This is a genomic window from Nocardioides asiaticus (assembly GCF_040049175.1).
Lineage (GTDB): Bacteria > Actinomycetota > Actinomycetes > Propionibacteriales > Nocardioidaceae > Nocardioides > Nocardioides cheoyonin.
Map to the genome: position 1 here is coordinate 1,025,643 of NZ_JBDZDM010000001.1, position 17,712 is coordinate 1,043,354.

Below are 17,712 nucleotides of genomic sequence, written 5' to 3' on the forward strand. Positions count from 1 at the left end.
GGCGTACGACATCGGCCCGCTCCCGCACGGGGGTGGGCCGATGTCAGTCCGCCGGGCACTCGGCGGCAGGGAGGTTCTGGTCGGCCCACTCGCCGATCGCCTCGAGCGCAGGCATCAGCGCCTTGCCGGCCGCGGTGAGCTCGTAGTGCACGGCGACGGGCGGGCCGGGGTCGACCGTACGCTCCACCAGGCCGGCCAGCGACAGCTCGGTGAGCCGCTCGGAGAGCATCGAGTCGCTGATCCCGTGCACGCCGCGCTTGAGCTCGGCGAACCCGAGGGGCCCGCCGGTCAGGGTGGCGAGCAGCACGCCGTTCCACCGCTTGCCCAGGAAGCCGAAGGCCCGGGTCAGCGCGGCGTTGCAAGTGGTGGGCTCGTGACGGGTGTCACTGCTGCTGGCCATGCGCCGATCGTACCTTGGTCGCCATCGTTTCCTGGTGTTACTTTTATTTCCGAAGTAGCCGGAATATCCCTAGTCGCCCAGGAGTTAGCAGCGGCATGACCGACACCATCACCCTCGAGAAGCTCGACGAGCGCGGCCGCCAGATCGTCTTCACCGGTGCCCGCACGTCCAACACGTTCGCCGACACCCCGGTCTCCGACGACGAGCTCCGCGACATCTGGGAGCTCACCCGCTGGACGCCGACCATGGCCAACACCCAGCCGATGCGTGTCGTCTTCGTGCGCACCCAGGAGGGCAAGGAGCGCCTGCTCCCCCACATGGCCGAGGGCAACCGCGACAAGACCGCCGCCGCTCCGGTGACCGCCATCGTCGCGTACGACAAGAACTGGCACGAGCAGATCCCCACCGTTTTCCCGATCCGTCCGGAGATGAAGGACTACTTCGCCGCCGACGAGGACGCCCGCCACGGCGCCGGCAACTTCTCCGCCGCGCTGCAGGCCGGTGCCTTCATCCTGGCGACCCGCGCCGCGGGCCTCGCCGCCGGCCCGATGGCCGGCTACGACAAGGACGGCATCGACAAGGAGTTCTTCCCCGAGGGCGACTGGACGACCCTCATGGTCGTCAACATCGGCCACCCGGGCGAGAACCCCTGGTTCGACCGGCTCCCGCGCGTCGACGCCGAGACCGCCGTCAAGTTCGCCTGAGCCTGAGACGCCGAGTCGGCGCCACGGCGCCGCCCAGGCACCTGAGTCGGCGCTACTGCACACCCGAGCGTGCGCAGTAGCGCCGACTCGGCGCATGTAGCGGCCCCTCAGGAGCGCAGCGCGCGGCGGGCATAGCCGCGCACGTCGGCGTCGGTGTCCTTGAGCGCGCGCTCGAGCGCCTCCCGGACCGCGGATCCCCCGCGGCTCTCCAGGCCGATCACCGCCGCCTTGCGCACGTCCGCATGGTGGTCCTCGACGGCGGAGATCAGGCCGTCGGTGGCGCTGGGCGCGGTCGAGCCGGCAAGGCCGCGTACGGCGCCGACGCGCTCTTGCCAGTGTGGCGACGCCAGGGCCGCGAGACACAGGTCGACCAGCTCTCCAGGGGAGCCCAGGCCGGCCGCCGCCTCCAGCGCCGCGGCCCGGACCAGGGGTTCGGCGTCTCCGGCGAGACCCACGAGATGGGCCCGCGCGTCGTCGAGGCCGATGGTGCCGAGCCCGTGGGCGACCGCGACCCTCACCTCGCGGGCAGGGTCGGCGGCCAGCGTGGCGACACCCGACACGTCGTCCAGCGACACGAGTCCGGCCACTGCTTGGCGGCGTACGTCGGAGTGCGGATCCGCGGCGCCCGCGACGAAGACCGCGCGGCCGCCGAGCCGCAGTGACCGCAGGACGTCGAGCACCGCGACGCGCGAGCGCGGGTCGTCCGCCGTCGCCCTCCCCACGAGCGCCGTGCGCATCGCGTCGTCGGCCGGCAGCACCTCCACCAGCTCGCGTACCGCCGCTGCCGCCGCGGCACGGACCTTCTCGTCAGTGTCCTCGAGCAGCGCCACCAGCGCCGGGCCGACACCAGCAGGAACGACCTCGGTCAAGGTGGCCACCGCCGCCCGCCGTACGTCGGCGTCCTCATCGGCCAGGAAGGGCTGCATCTCGTCGAGACCCGGCGCGCTCTCCGCCAGCGTGAGCAGCTCGAGCATCCGCGGGGAGCTCACCCGCGCCGCGCTCGGCGCCGCGTCCGCCCGCGCCGCGATGGCGGTCTCCGTGCTCGCGTCGATCACGGCCAGCACCGCGACGTCACTCGGGGCTCCCGCCGGGATCGCGACGTCGTCCACCGGGACGACGTAGGCCGCCACGGGACGGCGCAGGAACTCCATCCGACCGTCCTCGCGACGGCGGACGTTGAGGTGGAAGAACCACTCCTCGTCGTTGCGGGCCGGCAGGTCGGCGCGGGCGTGGTAGAGGCCCCACCGGCTCTCCTCCCGGACCAGCGAGCTGCGCGCGGCGAGCTCGGCACAGTCGCGGATGAAGGAGACCTCCGCGCAGCGCATCAGCTCGTGGGGCGTGCGGGCACTCATCCGGCCGAGCTCGGCCGCCATGCGGGTGAACGTCTCGACCGCGAGCTCGAGCTTCCGCGCCGTCTTCGGCGGCGCGACGTAGTCGTTGACGAACCGGCGCAGCTTGTACTCCACCTGCGCCTGGGTCGGCCCATCCGGGTTGCGGAGCGGACGGTAGACCAGCTCGTGGGCCGCCCGCAGCTGCTCCTCGGGCAGCTCCTCCGGCGGCTCGACCAGGTGGGCGCTGGCGTGGGCTCCGGCCAGGTCGCCGAAGACGAACGCCCCGATCATGTAGTTGTGCGGCACGCAGGCGAGGTCGCCGGCGGCGTACAGGCCGGGGACCGTGGTCTGGGCGTTCTCGTCCACCCACACCCCCGAGGAGGAGTGGCCGCCGCAGAGGCCGATCTCGGAGATGTGCATCTCGACGTCGTGGGTGCGGTAGTCATGACCGCGCCCGGCGTGGAAGGTGCCCCGGGTGGGTCGCTCGGTGTGGTGCAGGATGCCCTCGAGCTCGGAGATCGTCTCGTCGGGCAGGTGGGTGAGCTTGAGGTAGATCGGCCCCCGGGCCGACTCGATCTCGTTCTTGACCTCCGCCATCATCTGCCCCGACCAGTAGTCGCAGTCGACGAAGCGGTCGCCCTCGGCGTTGACCTGGTAGCCCCCGAACGGGTTGGCCACGTAGGCGCACGCGGGGCCGTTGTAGTCCTTGATCAGCGGGTTGATCTGGAAGCACTCGATCCCGCTCAGCTCGGCGCCGGCGTGGTAGGCCATCGCGTAGCCGTCGCCGGCGTTCGTCGGATTCTCATAGGTGCCGTAGAGGTAGCCGCTGGCCGGCAGCCCGAGCCGGCCGCACGCGCCCGTGGCGAGGATGACGGCGCCCGCCCGGACGACCACGAAGTCGCCCGACCGGGTGTCGAACCCCGCCGCGCCCACCGCACGGCCGTTCTGGGTGAGCACGCGGACGGGCATGACCCGGTTGAGGATCGTCAGCCGCTCCCGGATCTCGCGCCGGCGCATCACCCGGTAGAGGACCTTCTTGACGTCCTTGCCCTCCGGCATGGGCAGCACGTAGCTGCCCGAGCGGTGCACGCGGCGTACGTGGTAGTCGCCGTACTCGTCCTTCTCGAACTTGACGCCGTACTTCTCCAGGCGTTGCACCATGTCGAACCCGCGGGTCGCGGTCTGCCGGACGGTCCCCTGGTTGACGATGCCGTCGTTGGCCCGGGTGATCTCGGCGACGTAGTCGTCCGGCTCCGCCTTGCCGGGGATCACCGCGTTGTTGACGCCGTCCATCCCCATCGCGAGGGCGCCGGAGTGACGGACGTGTGCCTTCTCCATGAGGAGTACGTCGGCGCCCGACTCGGCCGCCGTGATGGCGGCCATCGTCCCGGCCGTTCCCCCGCCGATGACCAGGACGTCGCAACGCAGCTCACGACGCTCGCGGAGGTCCGGCACCCCCGTCGTGGTCTGCGGGCTCTGCGTCGTCGTCATGCGTTGATCTCCTGTCGGGTGTGTACGGCGCGGGCTGTTGGGCTCAGCGCAGGAGGTAGGGGATGTTGACCGTGACCGCACCGGTCGGACAGCGGTCGGCGCAGGGGCCGCAGTACCAGCACTCGTCGACCTGCATGTAGGCCTTGTTGGTCTCCGGATCGATCGCGAGCGCGTCGAGCGGACACACCTCGACGCAGAGGTTGCAGCCCTCGATGCAGAGCGCCTCGTCGATGGCGACCGGCACCTCCATGCGCGTCATGACCATGGGCGGATGCGCGGGCGGGGCGCCGTCGTGGCAGAGGGCCTTGCGCGAGGCGGGCTGGGTCATGAGAGCTCCTGGTCGGTTCGGTGGAAGGTGACGGGACAGGGCGCGTCGGCCGGGCCGCGGGCGAGCGACCCACGCATCGAGATGCGGTCGCCCCGGAGGCGGACGTACTCGAGATCGACCGGTCGGCCGTCGGCGAGATGGGTGAGCCGCTCGAGCAGCAGCAGCGGAGCGCCGCTCGGGACCTGCAGCAACGCGGCCGAGTGACGGTCGGCACTGGTCGCCTCCAGCGTCATCTCGGCGTGGCCGAGCGGCACGCCTGCGGTCGTCTCCAGCAGGGCGAACACGTCCTGCCCGGCGAGATCGCAGTCGAGGAGGGGCTCGCCGAGATCGGGGACGAGATACGTCAGGTCGAGCGAGATCGGCAGTCCGTCGGCGAACCGGCGGCGCTCGAGGTAGACGACCTGCGACCCGGCCGCCAGGCGGAGGCGGGCCGCCACCGCCGCGGGCGCCGGGACGACGCCGGCGACACGCACCTCGTTCATCACCGTGCCGTGGCCGCGCAGGGTCTCGGCCAGTCCCTGGAGACGGTCCAGCCCGTGCAGGTACCTGGTGCCGACCACGACGGTGCCGACGCCTGGGGTCCGCGCGACGAGCCCGTCGCTGCGCAGCAGGTCGAGCGCCTCGCGGACCGTGTTGCGCGATACGCCGAAGTCCGCCGCGAGCTCGGTCTCGCTGGGCAGGGTCTGGTCGGGGACCAGTCCGTGGATGATCTGCAGGCGGAGCACGTCGGCCACCTGACGCGCCCGGTCGGCACGCCTGCGGGAGGGGGCCTCGGGCTCAGTGCACGGGCCGGGGACGAGCGCCTGCTCCGAGCGGGAAGTGTCGATCACAGCGCTAACCGTACTTATCTGCTCCACTTAAGCGAAGAGGCGCAGAGCAACGCCACCAACTAATTGCCGGAGGCTGCGCTGACCTGCGCAAACGCGACGACGAAGGACGTTCCGCCACCTCCGCTGCGCGTGTCGGAGGCGGCGTCCGACGCTGTCACAACCCGGCTCGGAGCGGTCCGAGCATGCACATGCGCCGACCGGCGGTCACTCCCGCTCGGCGGCCTTCGCGGCCTGCCAGAGCTCCTCGACCTCCTCGATGGTGTAGCGGCGGCCGGACTCGTAGGCCGCGTCGGCCCCGGGGCCGAAGACGTGCGGGTTGCGGCGGCGCATCTTCGCGGCCAGGCCTGCGATGACGTCGTCCATGGTGAACTCGTCGGCCTCCTCGGCGATCGCGGCGTGGAAGTAGATCTGCAGCAGCAGGTCGCCGAGCTCCTCCTCGAGGTGCGCCCAGTCGCCGGTGGCCTCGCCCTCGTCGATCGCCTCGAGGACCTCCTCGGACTCCTCGCGGAGGAAGCGGGCCAGCGTTCCGTGGGTCTGCGACGCCTTCCACGCGCACCGCTCGCGCATGAGGCGCATCATCGCCAGGAAGTCGACGAGCCCCTCCCCCGACGCGCGGCCCGCGTCAGCCCGGTCGTCCGCCCGGTCGTCCGCCATCAGTCCAGCGCCCCGACATGGTGGAGCAGCTGACGCAGGAGCGCGCCACGGCCGCCCTCCATCTCCGCGGCGACACCGTCGGACACGGCCTCGGCCGGTGTCATCCAGGTCAGCTCGAGGGCGTCCTGCCGCGGCTGGCACTCCCCGGAGACGGGTACGACGTAGGCCAGCGACACGGCGTGCTGCCGCGGGTCGTGGAGGCGCTCGCCGGGCCAGGGGAAGTACTCCGCGACCGCCGCCGGCACGGTCGACAGCGGGAGGACCGGGAACGCCGTCGGGCCGAGGTCCTTCTCGAGGTTGCGCATGAGCGCGTCGCGGAGACGCTCGCCGTGGAGCACCCGGCCGGACACCAGCGAGCGGGTGATGGTGCCGGTCGTCGGCGATCCGCGCAGCAGCAGCCCGACCTCGCTCACCTGGCCGTCGGGGTCCATCCGGACGGGGACCGCCTCGACGTACAGGATCGGCACCCGTCCCCGGGTCTCCGCGAGCTCGCCGTCCGACAGCCAGCCCGGCTGGGTGTCCCAGCGCGCCAGGTCGTCGCTGGACGGGTCCTCGCCGAACGACTCCTCACCGAAGGCCTCCATCGTCATGCTCCGATCCTGTCAGAGGCGGTCCGGCGGCAGCCTCAGACCGTCGCCTCCTTCGGGTCGACGACCGCGTCGAGGACCTGGCGCGCCCACTCGAGCAGGGCGACGCCGTCCAGCGGCTTGGCGGGGAAGCCGGAGGACACCGGCCGCGGCACGAGGATCGAGTCGAGCTGCGTCTTGACCAGCGACTTGGGGTAGAGCCGCTGGAGGCGTACGACGCGGGAGTCGGGCAGCTGCACCGGGTAGAACCTGACGTTCTTGCCGGCGAGCGTCACCTCGCTCACCCCGGCCTGGCGGGCACGGGCGCGGAACCGGGCGACGAGCAGCAGGGAGGAGACCTCCTGCGGCGGCTCGCCGTAGCGGTCGATGAGCTCCTCGTTGATCGCGTCGACGTCATCGTCGGAGCGGACCTCGGCGAGCCGCTTGTAGATCTCGAGCCGCAGCCGCTCCGAGGGGATGTAGTCGTGCGGCAGGTGGGCGTCGACGGGGAGCTCGATGCGGACTTCGCCGAGCTCCGGCTCGGCGCCGTCCGGACCTGCCTTGAAGTCGTTGACCGCCTCGCCGACGAGCCTGACGTAGAGGTCGAAGCCGACGTCGGCGATGTGGCCGGACTGCTCGCCGCCGAGCAGGTTGCCGGCGCCGCGGATCTCGAGGTCCTTCATCGCGATCGCCATGCCGCCCCCGAGGTCGGAGTGCTGGGCGAGGGTGGCGAGCCGCTCGTGGGCGGTCTCGGTGAGCGGCTTCTCGGCCGGATAGAGGAAGTAGCCATAGGCCCGCTCGCGCGAGCGGCCGACCCGGCCGCGCAGCTGGTGGAGCTGGGAGAGGCCGAGCGTGTCGGCCCGCTCGATGATCATGGTGTTGGCGTTGGAGACGTCGAGGCCGGACTCGACCAGCGTGGTGCAGACGAGGACGTCGAAGCGCTTCTCCCAGAAGTCGAGCATGACCTGCTCGAGCTGGCGCTCGTGCATCTGCCCGTGGGCCGTCGCGACCCGCGCCTCCGGGACCAGCTCGCGGATGCGGGCGGCGGCCTTCTCGATGGACTGCACCCGGTTGTGGATGTAGAAGACCTGGCCCTCGCGCAGGAGCTCGCGCCGGATCGCGGCGACGACCTGGCGGTCCTCGTAGGCCCCGACGTAGGTCAGCACGGGGTGGCGCTCCTCCGGTGGGGTCGTGATCGTCGACATCTCGCGGATGCCGGTGATCGCCATCTCGAGCGTGCGCGGGATCGGCGTCGCCGACATGGCGAGGACGTCGACGGAGGTGCGCAGCCGCTTCATCGCCTCCTTGTGCTCGACGCCGAAGCGCTGCTCCTCGTCGACGATGATCAGGCCGAGGTCCTTGAAGCGGATGTCGTGGTTGAGCAGCCGGTGGGTGCCGACCACGATGTCGATCGAGCCGTCGGCGAGGCCCTCCATGACCTCGCGGGCCTCCTTGTCGGTCTGGAACCGCGAGAGTCCCCGGAGCGTGACCGGGAAGCCGGACATCCGCTCGACGAAGGTGGAGAGGTGCTGGGTGACGAGGAGCGTCGTCGGCACGAGGACCGCGACCTGCTTGCCGTCCTGGACCGCCTTGAACGCCGCGCGGACGGCGATCTCGGTCTTGCCGTAACCGACGTCGCCGCAGATCAGCCGGTCCATCGGCACCGGCTGCATCATGTCGACCTTCACCTCGTCGACGGTGGTGAGCTGGTCGGCGGTCTCCTGGTAGGGGAAGGCGTCCTCGAGCTCGCGCTGCCACGGGGTGTCCGGACCGAACTGGTAGCCCTTGGTCGCCTGGCGCGCGGCGTACAGCTTGATCAGCTCGGCGGCGATCTCGCGGACCGCCTTCCGGGCGCGGGACTTCCGCTTCTGCCAGTCGGAGCCGCCGAGCCGGTCGAGGCTGGGCTGCTCGCCGCCGACGTAGCGGGTGACCTGGTCGAGCGCGTCGGCCGGTACGTAGAGCCGGTCGGGCGGCGCGCCGCGCTTCGAGGCGCCGTACTCGAGCACCAGATATTCGCGAGTCGCGCCCTGCACCTCGCGCTGGCGCATCTCCACGAACCGACCGACGCCGTGCTGCTCGTGGACGACGTAGTCGCCCGGCTTCAGCTCCAGCGGGTCGACTTGCCTTTTGCGCCGCGCGGGCATACGGACCATGTCGCGGGTGGAGACAACTGAGGAGGAGATGTCCTCGCCGGTGAGTACGGCGAGCCGGGTGGAGTCGTCGACGAAGCCGTGGATCAGGCACGCCTGCACGACCGTGACGACGTTGACCTCCGGGGCCCACGGCTCCGAGCCGTCGTCGGTCGCGCCCGTCGGCGCCAGCCTGGCCGGGACGTCGTGCTCGCCGAGCGCCTCGACGCTGCGCTGCGCGGGGCCGTGCGCGGGCTGGACGATGACCACGCGGTAGCCGTCCTCGCGCCACTGCGCGAGCTCCTTGATCGCCCGGTCGACGTCACCGCGGTAGGCGGTGGCCGGCTGCATGGGCACCTTGCGGGTCGGCACGCCCGCCACGTCGACCTCGGCGGTCGCCGGCTCCGGCTCGTCGTACGGCGAGCGGGCGGCCTGCTCCTCCTCGTCGAGGCCGAACGGGCTCACCGACCACCACGGCAGCCCGGCAGCGATGGCATGGGCGCGGACGTCGGCGAGCTCGCGGTAGGACGCCGCGCCGAGGTCGATCGGGGCCTCGCCGCCGCCCGCGGCCGCCGCCCAGCTCGCACCCAGGAACTCCTCGCTCGTCGCGACCAGGTCGTGGGCACGCCGGCGCACGCGCTCGGGGTCGAGGACCAGGACGTGGGTGTCCTCGGGCATCAGGTCGAGCAGGAGCTCCATCTCGTCGACGAGCACCGGCGAGAGCGACTCCATCCCCTCCACCGCGATGCCGGCGGCGATCTTGTCGGTCAGCTCGATCAGCGTGGGGTGGTCCTCGCCGAGCTTCTTGGCGCGGGCGCGGACCTCGTCGGTGAGCAGCAGCTCGCGGCACGGCGGCGCCCAGAGCCGTTCGACGGCGCCGTGCTCGCCGGTGATCGCGCGCTGGTCGGCCACCGCGAACCGGCGGATCTCGTCGACCTCGTCGCCCCAGAACTCCACCCGCAGCGGGTGCTCCTCCGTCGGTGGGAAGACGTCGACGATGCCGCCGCGGACGGCGAACTCACCGCGCTTCTCCACGAGGTCGACCCGGCTGTAGGCGGCATCCGCCAGCCGGCGTACGACGTCGTCGAGGCGGGCCTCCTGGCGGGGGACGAGCTCCACGGGCTCGAGGTCGCCGAGCCCCTTCACCTGCGGTTGGAGCACGCTGCGGACCGGTGCGACGACGACCTTCAGCTCGCCGTGACCGTGAGCGTCGGGGTGGCGCAGCCGGCGGAGGACGGCGAGCCGGCGGCCGACGGTGTCGCTGCGCGGGCTCAGCCGCTCGTGGGGCAGCGTCTCCCAGCTCGGGTAGTAGGCGACGGTGTCGGCGCCGACCAGGTCGGTCAGGTCGCTGACCAGGTCCTCGGCCTCGCGGCTGGTCGCGGTGACCGCCAGGACGGTGCGCTGCTTGCGCACGAGCCCGGTGACCAGAAAGGGACGCAGCGCCTCGGGGCCGGTGACGTCGAGGGCGAGCACCCGCCCGCCTTCGGCATCGGTGAGCACACCCGCGAGCGTGGGCTCGGCGAGGACGTGGTCGGCGAGGGCGGAGAGCTGCACGGGTGACTCCGGAAGATGAGGGGTGGACGCAACACGAGAGCCCCCGTTCGGGAACGAACCGGGGGTGGCGACCTCGATTCTACGACCGACCGCGGACAGCCCGGCCGTCTGCCGGAGTCATCCACAGATCGTCGTCGCGGAGTGTTGTCGGCCAGGACCGCTACCCCGACTGGGACGGGGGCGACTGGCCGCCGGACTAGGGTGAGCGGGATGGAGCTGTTGACGATCGGCGAGCCCACCGGCCAGGGCTGGCTGCAGCTCGGCGAGCTCGGCCTGGCGCTGGTGCTGTCGACCTGCATCGGCCTGGAGCGCGAGCTGCGCCAGAAGGCCGCCGGGCTCCGCACGCACACGCTGGTGGGCGTGGGGGCGGCGCTGTTCATGCTCGTGTCGAAGTACGCGTTCACCGACGTCCTCGGCGACGGGGTCGTGCTCGACCCGTCCCGGGTCGCCGCGCAGATCGTGAGCGGGATCGGGTTCATCGGCGGCGGCCTGATCTTCGTACGCCGCGACGTCGTCTCGGGGCTGACGACCGCGGCCTCGGTCTGGCTCACGGCGGCGGTCGGGTCCGCGGCAGGCGGTGGGCTGCCGGTGCTCGCCGTCGCGACGACGGCGCTCTACTTCGTCGCCGTACCCGGCTACACGGCGCTCGTACGCCGGCTCCCCGGCTCGCGGCTGGCCCCAGCCGGGCTGGCGCTCGGCTACGAGGACGGTCGCGGCGTCCTGCGCGAGGTGATCGCGGAGTGCACGACGCGGGGGTTCGCCGTCAGCCACCTCACCACGAAGCACGCCCGCACGGAGGAGGGCGACGTCCCCGGCGTCGTACGCCTGTGGATGGAGGTGCAGGGCCGCGGCTCGCTCGCGGAGCTGGCGGCGTCGCTCGCCGGCCTGAGCGGCGTCCTGGAGGTCGACGCCGACTCCCGCCGTGAGTGACACGGCCGGGTGTCGGTGCTCGATCCGGCGGGTTCAATGGGGGCGTGCTCAGGCCGCTGCTCGTCGTACCCCTCGCGCTCAGCCTCCTCGCCGCCTGCGGAGGCGAGCCGTCAGCCGGCCCGAGCAGCAGCGCGACGATCACCGGGACGGCGACCGGGAGCCCGACGAGCCCGACGAGCCCGACGAGCCCGAGCACGACACCCAGCAGCACGCCGAGCGAGAGCCCGTCGAGCGCCCCGTCGAGCAGCGGTACGCCGGCGCTGGGCACCTACCCGCCGGACTGGCTCGGAACCCGGGTGCTCCCGAGGGACGCCGACGGCTACGGCAGGGTCGAGCCGACGCCAGCGGCGCTGCGCAACCGCCGGTTCACCCTGCCCGACCAGATCGCGGAGCTGCCCGGGTCAGGCTTCGCGAGCCGCGTCGAGCGGGCGCCGGCCGACGTGATCGCCCGCTCGACCTGGGCGGAGGGCTGCCCGGTGAAGGCGTCGCAGCTGTCCTGGATCCGGCTGACGTTCTGGGGCTTCGACGACCGCCGCCACACCGGTGAGCTGCTGGTCAACAGCAGCGTGGCCGACGACGTGGTCGAGGTCTTCCGGCAGCTGTACGCCGCCCGCTTCCCGCTCGAGCAGATGCACATCACCACGAAGGCCGAGCGGGACGCGCCGCCGACCGGCGACGGCAACAACACCGGCGCCTTCAACTGCCGGCCTGCGATCGGCACGACGTCGTACTCCCAGCACGCCTACGGGCTCGCGATCGACGTCGACCCCTTCCAGAACCCGTACGTCGACGGCGACCGGGTCCTGCCGGAGCTGGCGTCGGCGTACGTCGACCGCGACCAGGACAAGCCGGGCATGATCCATCCGGGCGACGCTGTCACGCGCGCGTTCGCGAGCGTCGGCTGGGGCTGGGGCGGCGACTGGCACACGAAGAAGGACTGGGAGCACTTCTCCGTGAACGGGACCTGAGGCTCACCCCTCCGCGGCGGCGAGCTCCCGCTTCCAGTTCCGGAAGCCCTCCTCGGTTCGGCCCCGGCGCCAGTATCCGGAGATGGAGACGTCCTCACGCGGGAGGCCGCGCTCCTTGAGCAGGTAGGGCCTGATGCCGTGCATGACGACCTGCGCCTCGCCGTGGACGAACGCGTGGACCCGGCCGTCGCGCCACGGGAGGGAGCGTACGACGGCGAGGAGCTCCGGCTCCGCGCCCGTGGCCGTCTCCATGGCGTGGTGGCTGTCGGTGCCGGTGTGGACCCAGCGCACCTCGACGCCCGCGGGCGCCGCGAGCTCCTGCTCGTGGTCGGGTCCGGGGACGTCCAGGACGGCGTACCCCGCCGCTTCCGGCGGCAGTGCGGCGAGGGCGGCGCGGATCGCGGGCAGCCCGGACTCGTCGCCGGCGAAGAGGTGCCAGTCGGCGGAGGGGTCGGGAGCGTAGGCGCCGCCCGGACCGCGCGCTGCGAGCGTGTCACCGGGCGTCGCCTGCGCCGCCCAGGGCGCTGCGATGCCGTCGCCGTCACCGTGGACGACGAAGTCGATCGCGAGCGTCCCCTGCTCGACGTCGGGCTCCAGCGCGGTGTAGGTGCGCACGACCGGCCCGTCGGGGGTCTCGAAGACCAGCTTCACGTAGCGGTCGGTGAAGACGCTGTCCGCGAAGGCGCTCAGGTCCTCCGAGCGGAACCGCACCCGGACCATCCCGGGGGTGAGCCGCTCAGTGGCGGTCACGACGAGGTGGGTCTGTGGCTTCGTACGCCTGGCGGCAGGTTCGGTCTGGGTCACGAAGGCGAGCCTAACCTCACCACCGAACCAGCGGCTGTGACGGGGCTGTGAATCTCGGATAGGCACCGCCGAACGGTCTCTGCGGGCGTTGCTATTGGACGGCCCGGCCACTGGGCCGCGATGCTGCTCGGTATGACCGCCCTCACATCGCTCCCCCTCGACGGCATCACGGTGGTCGCGCTGGAGCAGGCGGTCGCGGCGCCGCTCGCCACCCGCCACCTCGCCGACCTCGGGGCCCGGGTGATCAAGCTCGAGCGCGTCGGCGAGGGGGACTTCGCCCGGCACTACGACGGCGAGGTGCGCGGGATGGCGAGCCACTTCGTGTGGCTCAACCGGGGCAAGCAGTCGGTCGCCCTCGACCTCAAGTCGGCCGAGGGCCGCGAGGCGGCCCGCCGGCTGGTCGCCTCCGCCGACGTCTTCGTCCAGAACGCCGCACCCGGCGCCGCCGAGCGGCTCGGCCTCGGCCCCGACGACCTCGTCGCCGAGCACCCCAGCCTCGTCGTCGCGAGCATCACCGGCTACGGCACCTCGGGCCCGCTGCGCGACCGCAAGGCGTACGACATGCTCATCCAGGCCGAGTCGGGCCTCATCTCCGTCACCGGCACGCCCGAGACGCCCACGAAGACCGGCATCCCGACCTCCGACATCGCCGCCGGCGTCTACGTCTCGCAGGCGGTGCTCGCGGCGCTCTTCCGCCGGGAGCGCACCGGGCGTGGCGGCGCGATCGACGTGTCGATGTTCGACGCCACCGTCGAGTGGCTCGGCCACCAGCTCTACATGCGGCTGTACGGCGGCAAGCAGGTCGCCCGGATGGGGCTGTCGCACGCCTCGATCGCGCCGTACGACGCCTACCCGACCAAGGACGGCCAGATCCTGATCGGCGTCCAGAACGACCGCGGCTGGCGGGCCCTGGTCACCGACGTGCTCGATCGGCCCGACCTCGCCGACCACCCGCGGCTGGCCACCAACGTCCTGCGGGTCGCGAACCGCGCAGAGTGCGACGAGCTGATCGGCACCGAGACCCAGCGGTTCGCGACCGCCGAGCTCGAGGAGCGGCTCGCCGCGGCCGGCGTACCCGCCGCCCAGGTCAACGAGATGGCCGGCGTCGTGGCCCACGAGCAGCTCTCCACCCGCGACCGCTGGCGCAGCGTCGACAGCCCCGTCGGCCCGCTCGACGCGCTGCTGCCGCCGATGATCTTCCACGACGTCGAGCTGCCGATGGGTCCCGTGCCCGCCCTCGGGGAGCACACCGACCTCGTCCTCGGCGAGCTCGGCTACGACTCCTCCGCGCTCGCCGGCCTCGCCGAGCGGGGCGTCATCGGCCGCGCCTGACCGCGGCCGGACCCGGCCCCGTCCCGGATCACACAGCCTGGATCACTCGATGCCGTGCTCGGAGATGAAGCTGAGGATCGGCTCGGCGAGCTCGGGGCGGCAGACGACGACGTCGGGCAGGTAGACGTCGTCCTGGTTGTAGCGCAGCGGCGAGCCGTCGATGCGTGAGGTGAAGAGGCCGGCGGCCGCGGCGACGGCCACGGGGGCGGCGGAGTCCCACTCGTACTGACCGCCCGCGTGCACGTAGGCGTCGGTGATGTCGCGGACCACCGAGATCATCTTGACGCCGGCCGAGCCCATCGGCACCAGCTCGGCGCCGAGCTCCTCGGCGAGCGACGCGACGAAGGCGGGCGGGCGGCTGCGGGAGACGGCGATCCGCGGCGGCAGGCCGGCCCGGTGCTCGAGACCGTCGAGGCCGGGGACGACCGGCGGGTTGCCGGTGTGGAAGGTGCTCTGCTGGTCGGTCCCGGCCAGCGCCGGCTGGGCGACAGCGCCGGCGGTGAGCCGGCCGCCGTCGACCGACTCCCACAGCGCCACGTGGACCGCCCAGTCATCGCGCGGCGGCTCGGAGAACTCCCGGGTGCCGTCGAGCGGGTCGATGATCCAGACCCGGTCCTTGCCGAGCCGCTCCTTGGAGTCCTTGCCCTCCTCGGAGAGCACGCCGTCGTCGGGGCGGTACGCCGCCACGAGCTCCATCAGCAGCGTGTGGGCCGCCAGGTCGCCGGCGTCCTTGAGCGCCTTCCCCTCGAGCCCCTCGCCGCGCACCTCGAGCAGCCGCCACCCGGCGGTCTCGGCCAGCCAGGCGGCGAGCAGGTGGTCGTCGGCGAGGACGTCGTCCGTGGGGGTCCCGGGCTCGAAGGTCACGGCGCACACCCTAGGTCACCGACGCCGCTCCCCACTTTGGGGGATCGCTCCGGGCAGCGCCCGGGATCGCCCCTCCCGGCACGCGACCTTGGTGCTCGCAACTCAAACGGAACACTGTGGGGGAGGACCAGATGAAGGTCGCTGTCTTCGGTCTCGGCTACGTCGGCACGGTGACGGCCGCGGGGCTCGCGAGCTGTGGTCACGAGGTCGTCGGGGTCGATGTCGACCGCGACAAGGTGACCGCGCTGACCGAGGGGCGCAGTCCCGTCGTCGAGCCGGGCATCGAGCAGCTCATCGCCGACGGCCTCGCCGCCGGCCGACTGTGGGCGACGACCTCGGCCGCCGCGGCGCTGCACCAGGCCGATGTCTCGCTCATCTGCGTGGGTACGCCGTCCGGCGCCCACGGGCAGACCGAGCTCGCCCACCTCGACCGGGTCCTCGCCGACATCCGCGCGGTGATGTGGACCGTCAGTCCACCGCGGGCCGGCCACCACTCGGTCGTCATCCGGTCGACCGTCCCGCCGGGCACCGGCTCCGAGCGCGTCGCACCGGTCTTCGCCGCCGAGATCTCCGGCTGGAGCGTCGGCACCGCGATGGTGCCGGAGTTCCTCCGCGAGGGCTGCGCGGTGAACGACTTCTTCGAGCCGCCGTACGTCGTGGTCGGCACCGACTCCGCCCGCACCCGCGGCCAGCTCGACGAGCTCTTCGCGTTCGCCGTCGAGAACCCGGTCACCGACATCCACCACGTGAGCGTCCCGACCGCGGAGGCCCTGAAGTACGCCTGCAACGCCTTCCACGCCACCAAGGTCTCCTTCGCGAACGAGCTGGCCCGGGTCTTCCGCGGCTACGGCGTCGACAGCCGCGAGGTGATGGAGGTCTTCGTCCACGACACCAAGCTGAACATCGCGCCGACGTACCTCCGCCCCGGCTTCGCGTACGGCGGCAGCTGCCTCCCCAAGGACCTCCGCTCGCTCCAGCACCTCGCCCGCACCAGCGGCGTGGACGCGCCGCTGCTGGCCGGGACCGCGCTGACCAACGACCTGGTGATCCGGGACGTCGTCGAGCGGGTGATCGACACCGGCGCGCGGTCGGTGGCGCTGCTCGGGCTCAGCTTCAAGCCCGACACCGACGACCTGCGCGAGAGCCCGTACGTCGAGGTCGCCGAGCGGCTCATCGGCAAGGGCTTCGAGGTCCGCATCTGGGACCCGATCATCAACCCCGACCGGCTGGTCGGCGCCAACCTGCTGCACGTCCAGCAGCGGCTGCCGCACCTGTCCCGGATCCTCGCCGCCACGCCGGAGGAGGCGCTGGGCTGCAGCGAGGTCGCGCTCGTCTCCTCGACCGACCCGGTCGCGGTCAGCGCCCTGCTGGCCGGCGCGCCGCCGTACGTCATCGACCTCGTCGGCCGTCTCGGCCGCGACGTCGAGCGGCTGGCCGGCTACGCGGGGGTGGGCTGGTGACCAGGCACGCCAACCGGGTCCTGCTGATCGTCCAGAACCTGCCGGTCCCCTTCGACCGCCGGGTCTGGCTCGAGGCGCAGACGCTCCGCGACCACGGCTACGACGTGACCGTCGTCTGCCCCGCCGGCCACGGCACCCGCACCGGCCGCACCGACCTCGACGGCATCACCGTCCTCGCCTACCCCGGCTACGCACCCGGCGGCGGCGCGGCCGGCTACGCGCTGGAGTACGCCTGGTCCTTCCTCGCCACCGACCAGATGGTCCGCCGGGCCCGCCGCGGCGGCCGGTTCTCCGTGATGCAGGCCTGCAACCCGCCGGACATCTTCGCACCCATCGCGCGGCGGCTGTGGCGCCGCGACGGCACCCGGTTCGTGTTCGACCACCACGACCTGTGCCCCGAGCTCTACCGCTCCCGCTTCCCCGACGGCCCCGCCCTTCCCTTGCGCGGCCTCGAGGCGCTGGAGCGGGCGACCTTCCGCACGGCCGACCGGGTGGTCTCCACCAACGAGTCGTACGCCGCCGTCGCCCGCGAGCGCGGCGGAAAGAAGGCCTCGGAGGTCACCGTCGTACGCACCGGTCCCGACCCCGACAAGCTCAAGGCGGTCGACCCCGACCCGGCGCTGCGGCGCGGGCGCGCCCACCTCGCGGCGTACGTCGGCGTCATGGGACCGCAGGACGGCGTCGACGTCGTCATCCGGGCGGTCGACCACATCGTCCGCACGATGGGACGCAACGACATCTCCTTCGAGCTGATGGGCTCCGGCGACTGCCACGACGAGCTGGTCGCGGAGCGCGACCGGCGCGGCCTCGCCGACTTCGTGCACCTGCCGGGGCGGGTCAGCGACGAGTATCTCGCCACCGCGCTCTCCACCGCCGACGTCGGCCTCTCCCCCGACCCGCTCAACCCGCTCAACGATGTCTCGACGATGAACAAGACGATGGAGTACCTCGCCTTCGGCCTCCCGGTCGTCGCCTTCGACCTCGTGGAGACCCGGGTCTCGGCCGGCTGCTCCGCCGTCTACGCGGACCCGCGCGCCGCCGACCCGGTCGCGGCGTACGCCGAGGCGCTCGTCGCGCTCGTCGACGACCCCGAGCAGCGCGCCCTGATGGGCAAGCGCGGCCGGCAGAGGGTGGAGGACGAGCTGGCCTGGGAGCACCAGGCGCCGGCGTACGTCCGGGTCTTCGACGAGCTCTGCGGCGTCGTACGGCGGCCTACGTTGGTCGAGCCCGGGGACGAAGTCACCGGTGTCGAGACCAAGAGAGCCGACTGTGTTGGTCTCGACGCGCTCGCTGGCGCTCGCGGCTCGGCCAACGATGGGCGCTCGACCAGCGATGGGCGCTCGACCAGCGAGCGGTCGGTGGGCTGA

Annotated in this window: 15 protein-coding genes; 6 read left to right on the top strand and 9 right to left on the bottom strand. The window is 72.4% G+C overall.

What is annotated here, in order from left to right:
* Positions 1 to 43: 43 nt before the first annotated feature.
* Positions 44 to 400, bottom strand: coding sequence for a winged helix-turn-helix transcriptional regulator (locus ABLE53_RS05040; RefSeq protein ID WP_348857595.1), 357 nt, complete (start codon positions 398 to 400; stop codon positions 44 to 46).
* A 95-nt stretch (positions 401 to 495) separates the two neighbouring features.
* Between ABLE53_RS05040 and ABLE53_RS05045 the strand changes: the two genes are divergently transcribed.
* Complete coding sequence (locus ABLE53_RS05045; protein WP_348857596.1) at positions 496 to 1,104, top strand: malonic semialdehyde reductase; 609 nt, start codon at positions 496 to 498, stop codon at positions 1,102 to 1,104.
* A 107-nt stretch (positions 1,105 to 1,211) separates the two neighbouring features.
* On the opposite strand, the gene ABLE53_RS05050 is transcribed toward ABLE53_RS05045, so the two are convergent.
* The 6 genes from ABLE53_RS05050 to mfd form a co-directional block, all read right to left on the bottom strand.
* Positions 1,212 to 3,926, bottom strand: coding sequence for a fumarate reductase/succinate dehydrogenase flavoprotein subunit (locus tag ABLE53_RS05050; protein ID WP_348857597.1), 2,715 nt, complete (start codon positions 3,924 to 3,926; stop codon positions 1,212 to 1,214).
* Between the two features lie 43 nt (positions 3,927 to 3,969).
* The gene (locus tag ABLE53_RS05055) at positions 3,970 to 4,254 is read right to left on the bottom strand and encodes a 4Fe-4S dicluster domain-containing protein (RefSeq protein ID WP_348857598.1); all 285 of its coding nucleotides are present in this window, start codon (positions 4,252 to 4,254) and stop codon (positions 3,970 to 3,972) included.
* The gene (locus tag ABLE53_RS05060; RefSeq protein WP_348857599.1) at positions 4,251 to 5,084 is read right to left on the bottom strand and encodes a GntR family transcriptional regulator; all 834 of its coding nucleotides are present in this window, start codon (positions 5,082 to 5,084) and stop codon (positions 4,251 to 4,253) included. The genes ABLE53_RS05055 and ABLE53_RS05060 overlap by 4 nt, the downstream gene beginning before the upstream one ends.
* 204 nt (positions 5,085 to 5,288) lie before the next feature.
* On the bottom strand, positions 5,289 to 5,738 hold the full coding sequence (locus ABLE53_RS05065) for a MazG nucleotide pyrophosphohydrolase domain-containing protein (RefSeq protein ID WP_348857600.1): 450 nt from the start codon (positions 5,736 to 5,738) through the stop codon (positions 5,289 to 5,291).
* Complete coding sequence (locus tag ABLE53_RS05070) at positions 5,738 to 6,328, bottom strand: NUDIX hydrolase family protein (RefSeq protein WP_348857601.1); 591 nt, start codon at positions 6,326 to 6,328, stop codon at positions 5,738 to 5,740. The genes ABLE53_RS05065 and ABLE53_RS05070 overlap by 1 nt, the downstream gene beginning before the upstream one ends.
* A 35-nt stretch (positions 6,329 to 6,363) precedes the next feature.
* Complete coding sequence (gene mfd / locus ABLE53_RS05075) at positions 6,364 to 9,987, bottom strand: transcription-repair coupling factor (protein ID WP_348857602.1); 3,624 nt, start codon at positions 9,985 to 9,987, stop codon at positions 6,364 to 6,366.
* A gap of 210 nt (positions 9,988 to 10,197) precedes the next feature.
* On the opposite strand from mfd, the gene ABLE53_RS05080 reads away from it, so the two are divergent.
* Positions 10,198 to 10,917 carry an MgtC/SapB family protein gene (locus ABLE53_RS05080; protein WP_348857603.1) on the top strand — a complete coding sequence of 240 codons (720 nt, stop codon included), beginning with the start codon at positions 10,198 to 10,200 and terminating at the stop codon, positions 10,915 to 10,917.
* Positions 10,918 to 10,961: 44 nt separating this feature from the next.
* Positions 10,962 to 11,885, top strand: coding sequence for a M15 family metallopeptidase (locus ABLE53_RS05085; RefSeq protein WP_348857604.1), 924 nt, complete (start codon positions 10,962 to 10,964; stop codon positions 11,883 to 11,885).
* 3 nt (positions 11,886 to 11,888) lie between these two features.
* Here ABLE53_RS05085 and ABLE53_RS05090 read toward each other — a convergent pair whose 3' ends face one another.
* On the bottom strand, positions 11,889 to 12,689 hold the full coding sequence (locus ABLE53_RS05090; RefSeq protein WP_348857606.1) for a siderophore-interacting protein: 801 nt from the start codon (positions 12,687 to 12,689) through the stop codon (positions 11,889 to 11,891).
* A gap of 132 nt (positions 12,690 to 12,821) precedes the next feature.
* Here ABLE53_RS05090 and ABLE53_RS05095 point away from each other — a divergent pair, with 132 nt between their 5' ends.
* Positions 12,822 to 14,021, top strand: coding sequence for a CaiB/BaiF CoA transferase family protein (locus ABLE53_RS05095; protein ID WP_348857607.1), 1,200 nt, complete (start codon positions 12,822 to 12,824; stop codon positions 14,019 to 14,021).
* A gap of 42 nt (positions 14,022 to 14,063) precedes the next feature.
* On the opposite strand, the gene ABLE53_RS05100 is transcribed toward ABLE53_RS05095, so the two are convergent.
* A complete protein-coding gene (locus ABLE53_RS05100; protein WP_348857608.1) occupies positions 14,064 to 14,885 on the bottom strand; it encodes a 3'(2'),5'-bisphosphate nucleotidase CysQ in 822 nt (273 codons plus the stop codon).
* Positions 14,886 to 15,016: 131 nt separating this feature from the next.
* On the opposite strand from ABLE53_RS05100, the gene ABLE53_RS05105 reads away from it, so the two are divergent.
* Together ABLE53_RS05105 and ABLE53_RS05110 are read left to right on the top strand one after the other, a co-directional pair.
* Complete coding sequence (locus tag ABLE53_RS05105; protein WP_348857609.1) at positions 15,017 to 16,345, top strand: nucleotide sugar dehydrogenase; 1,329 nt, start codon at positions 15,017 to 15,019, stop codon at positions 16,343 to 16,345.
* Complete coding sequence (locus ABLE53_RS05110) at positions 16,342 to 17,712, top strand: glycosyltransferase family 4 protein (protein ID WP_348857610.1); 1,371 nt, start codon at positions 16,342 to 16,344, stop codon at positions 17,710 to 17,712. Before ABLE53_RS05105 ends, ABLE53_RS05110 begins: the two co-directional genes overlap by 4 nt.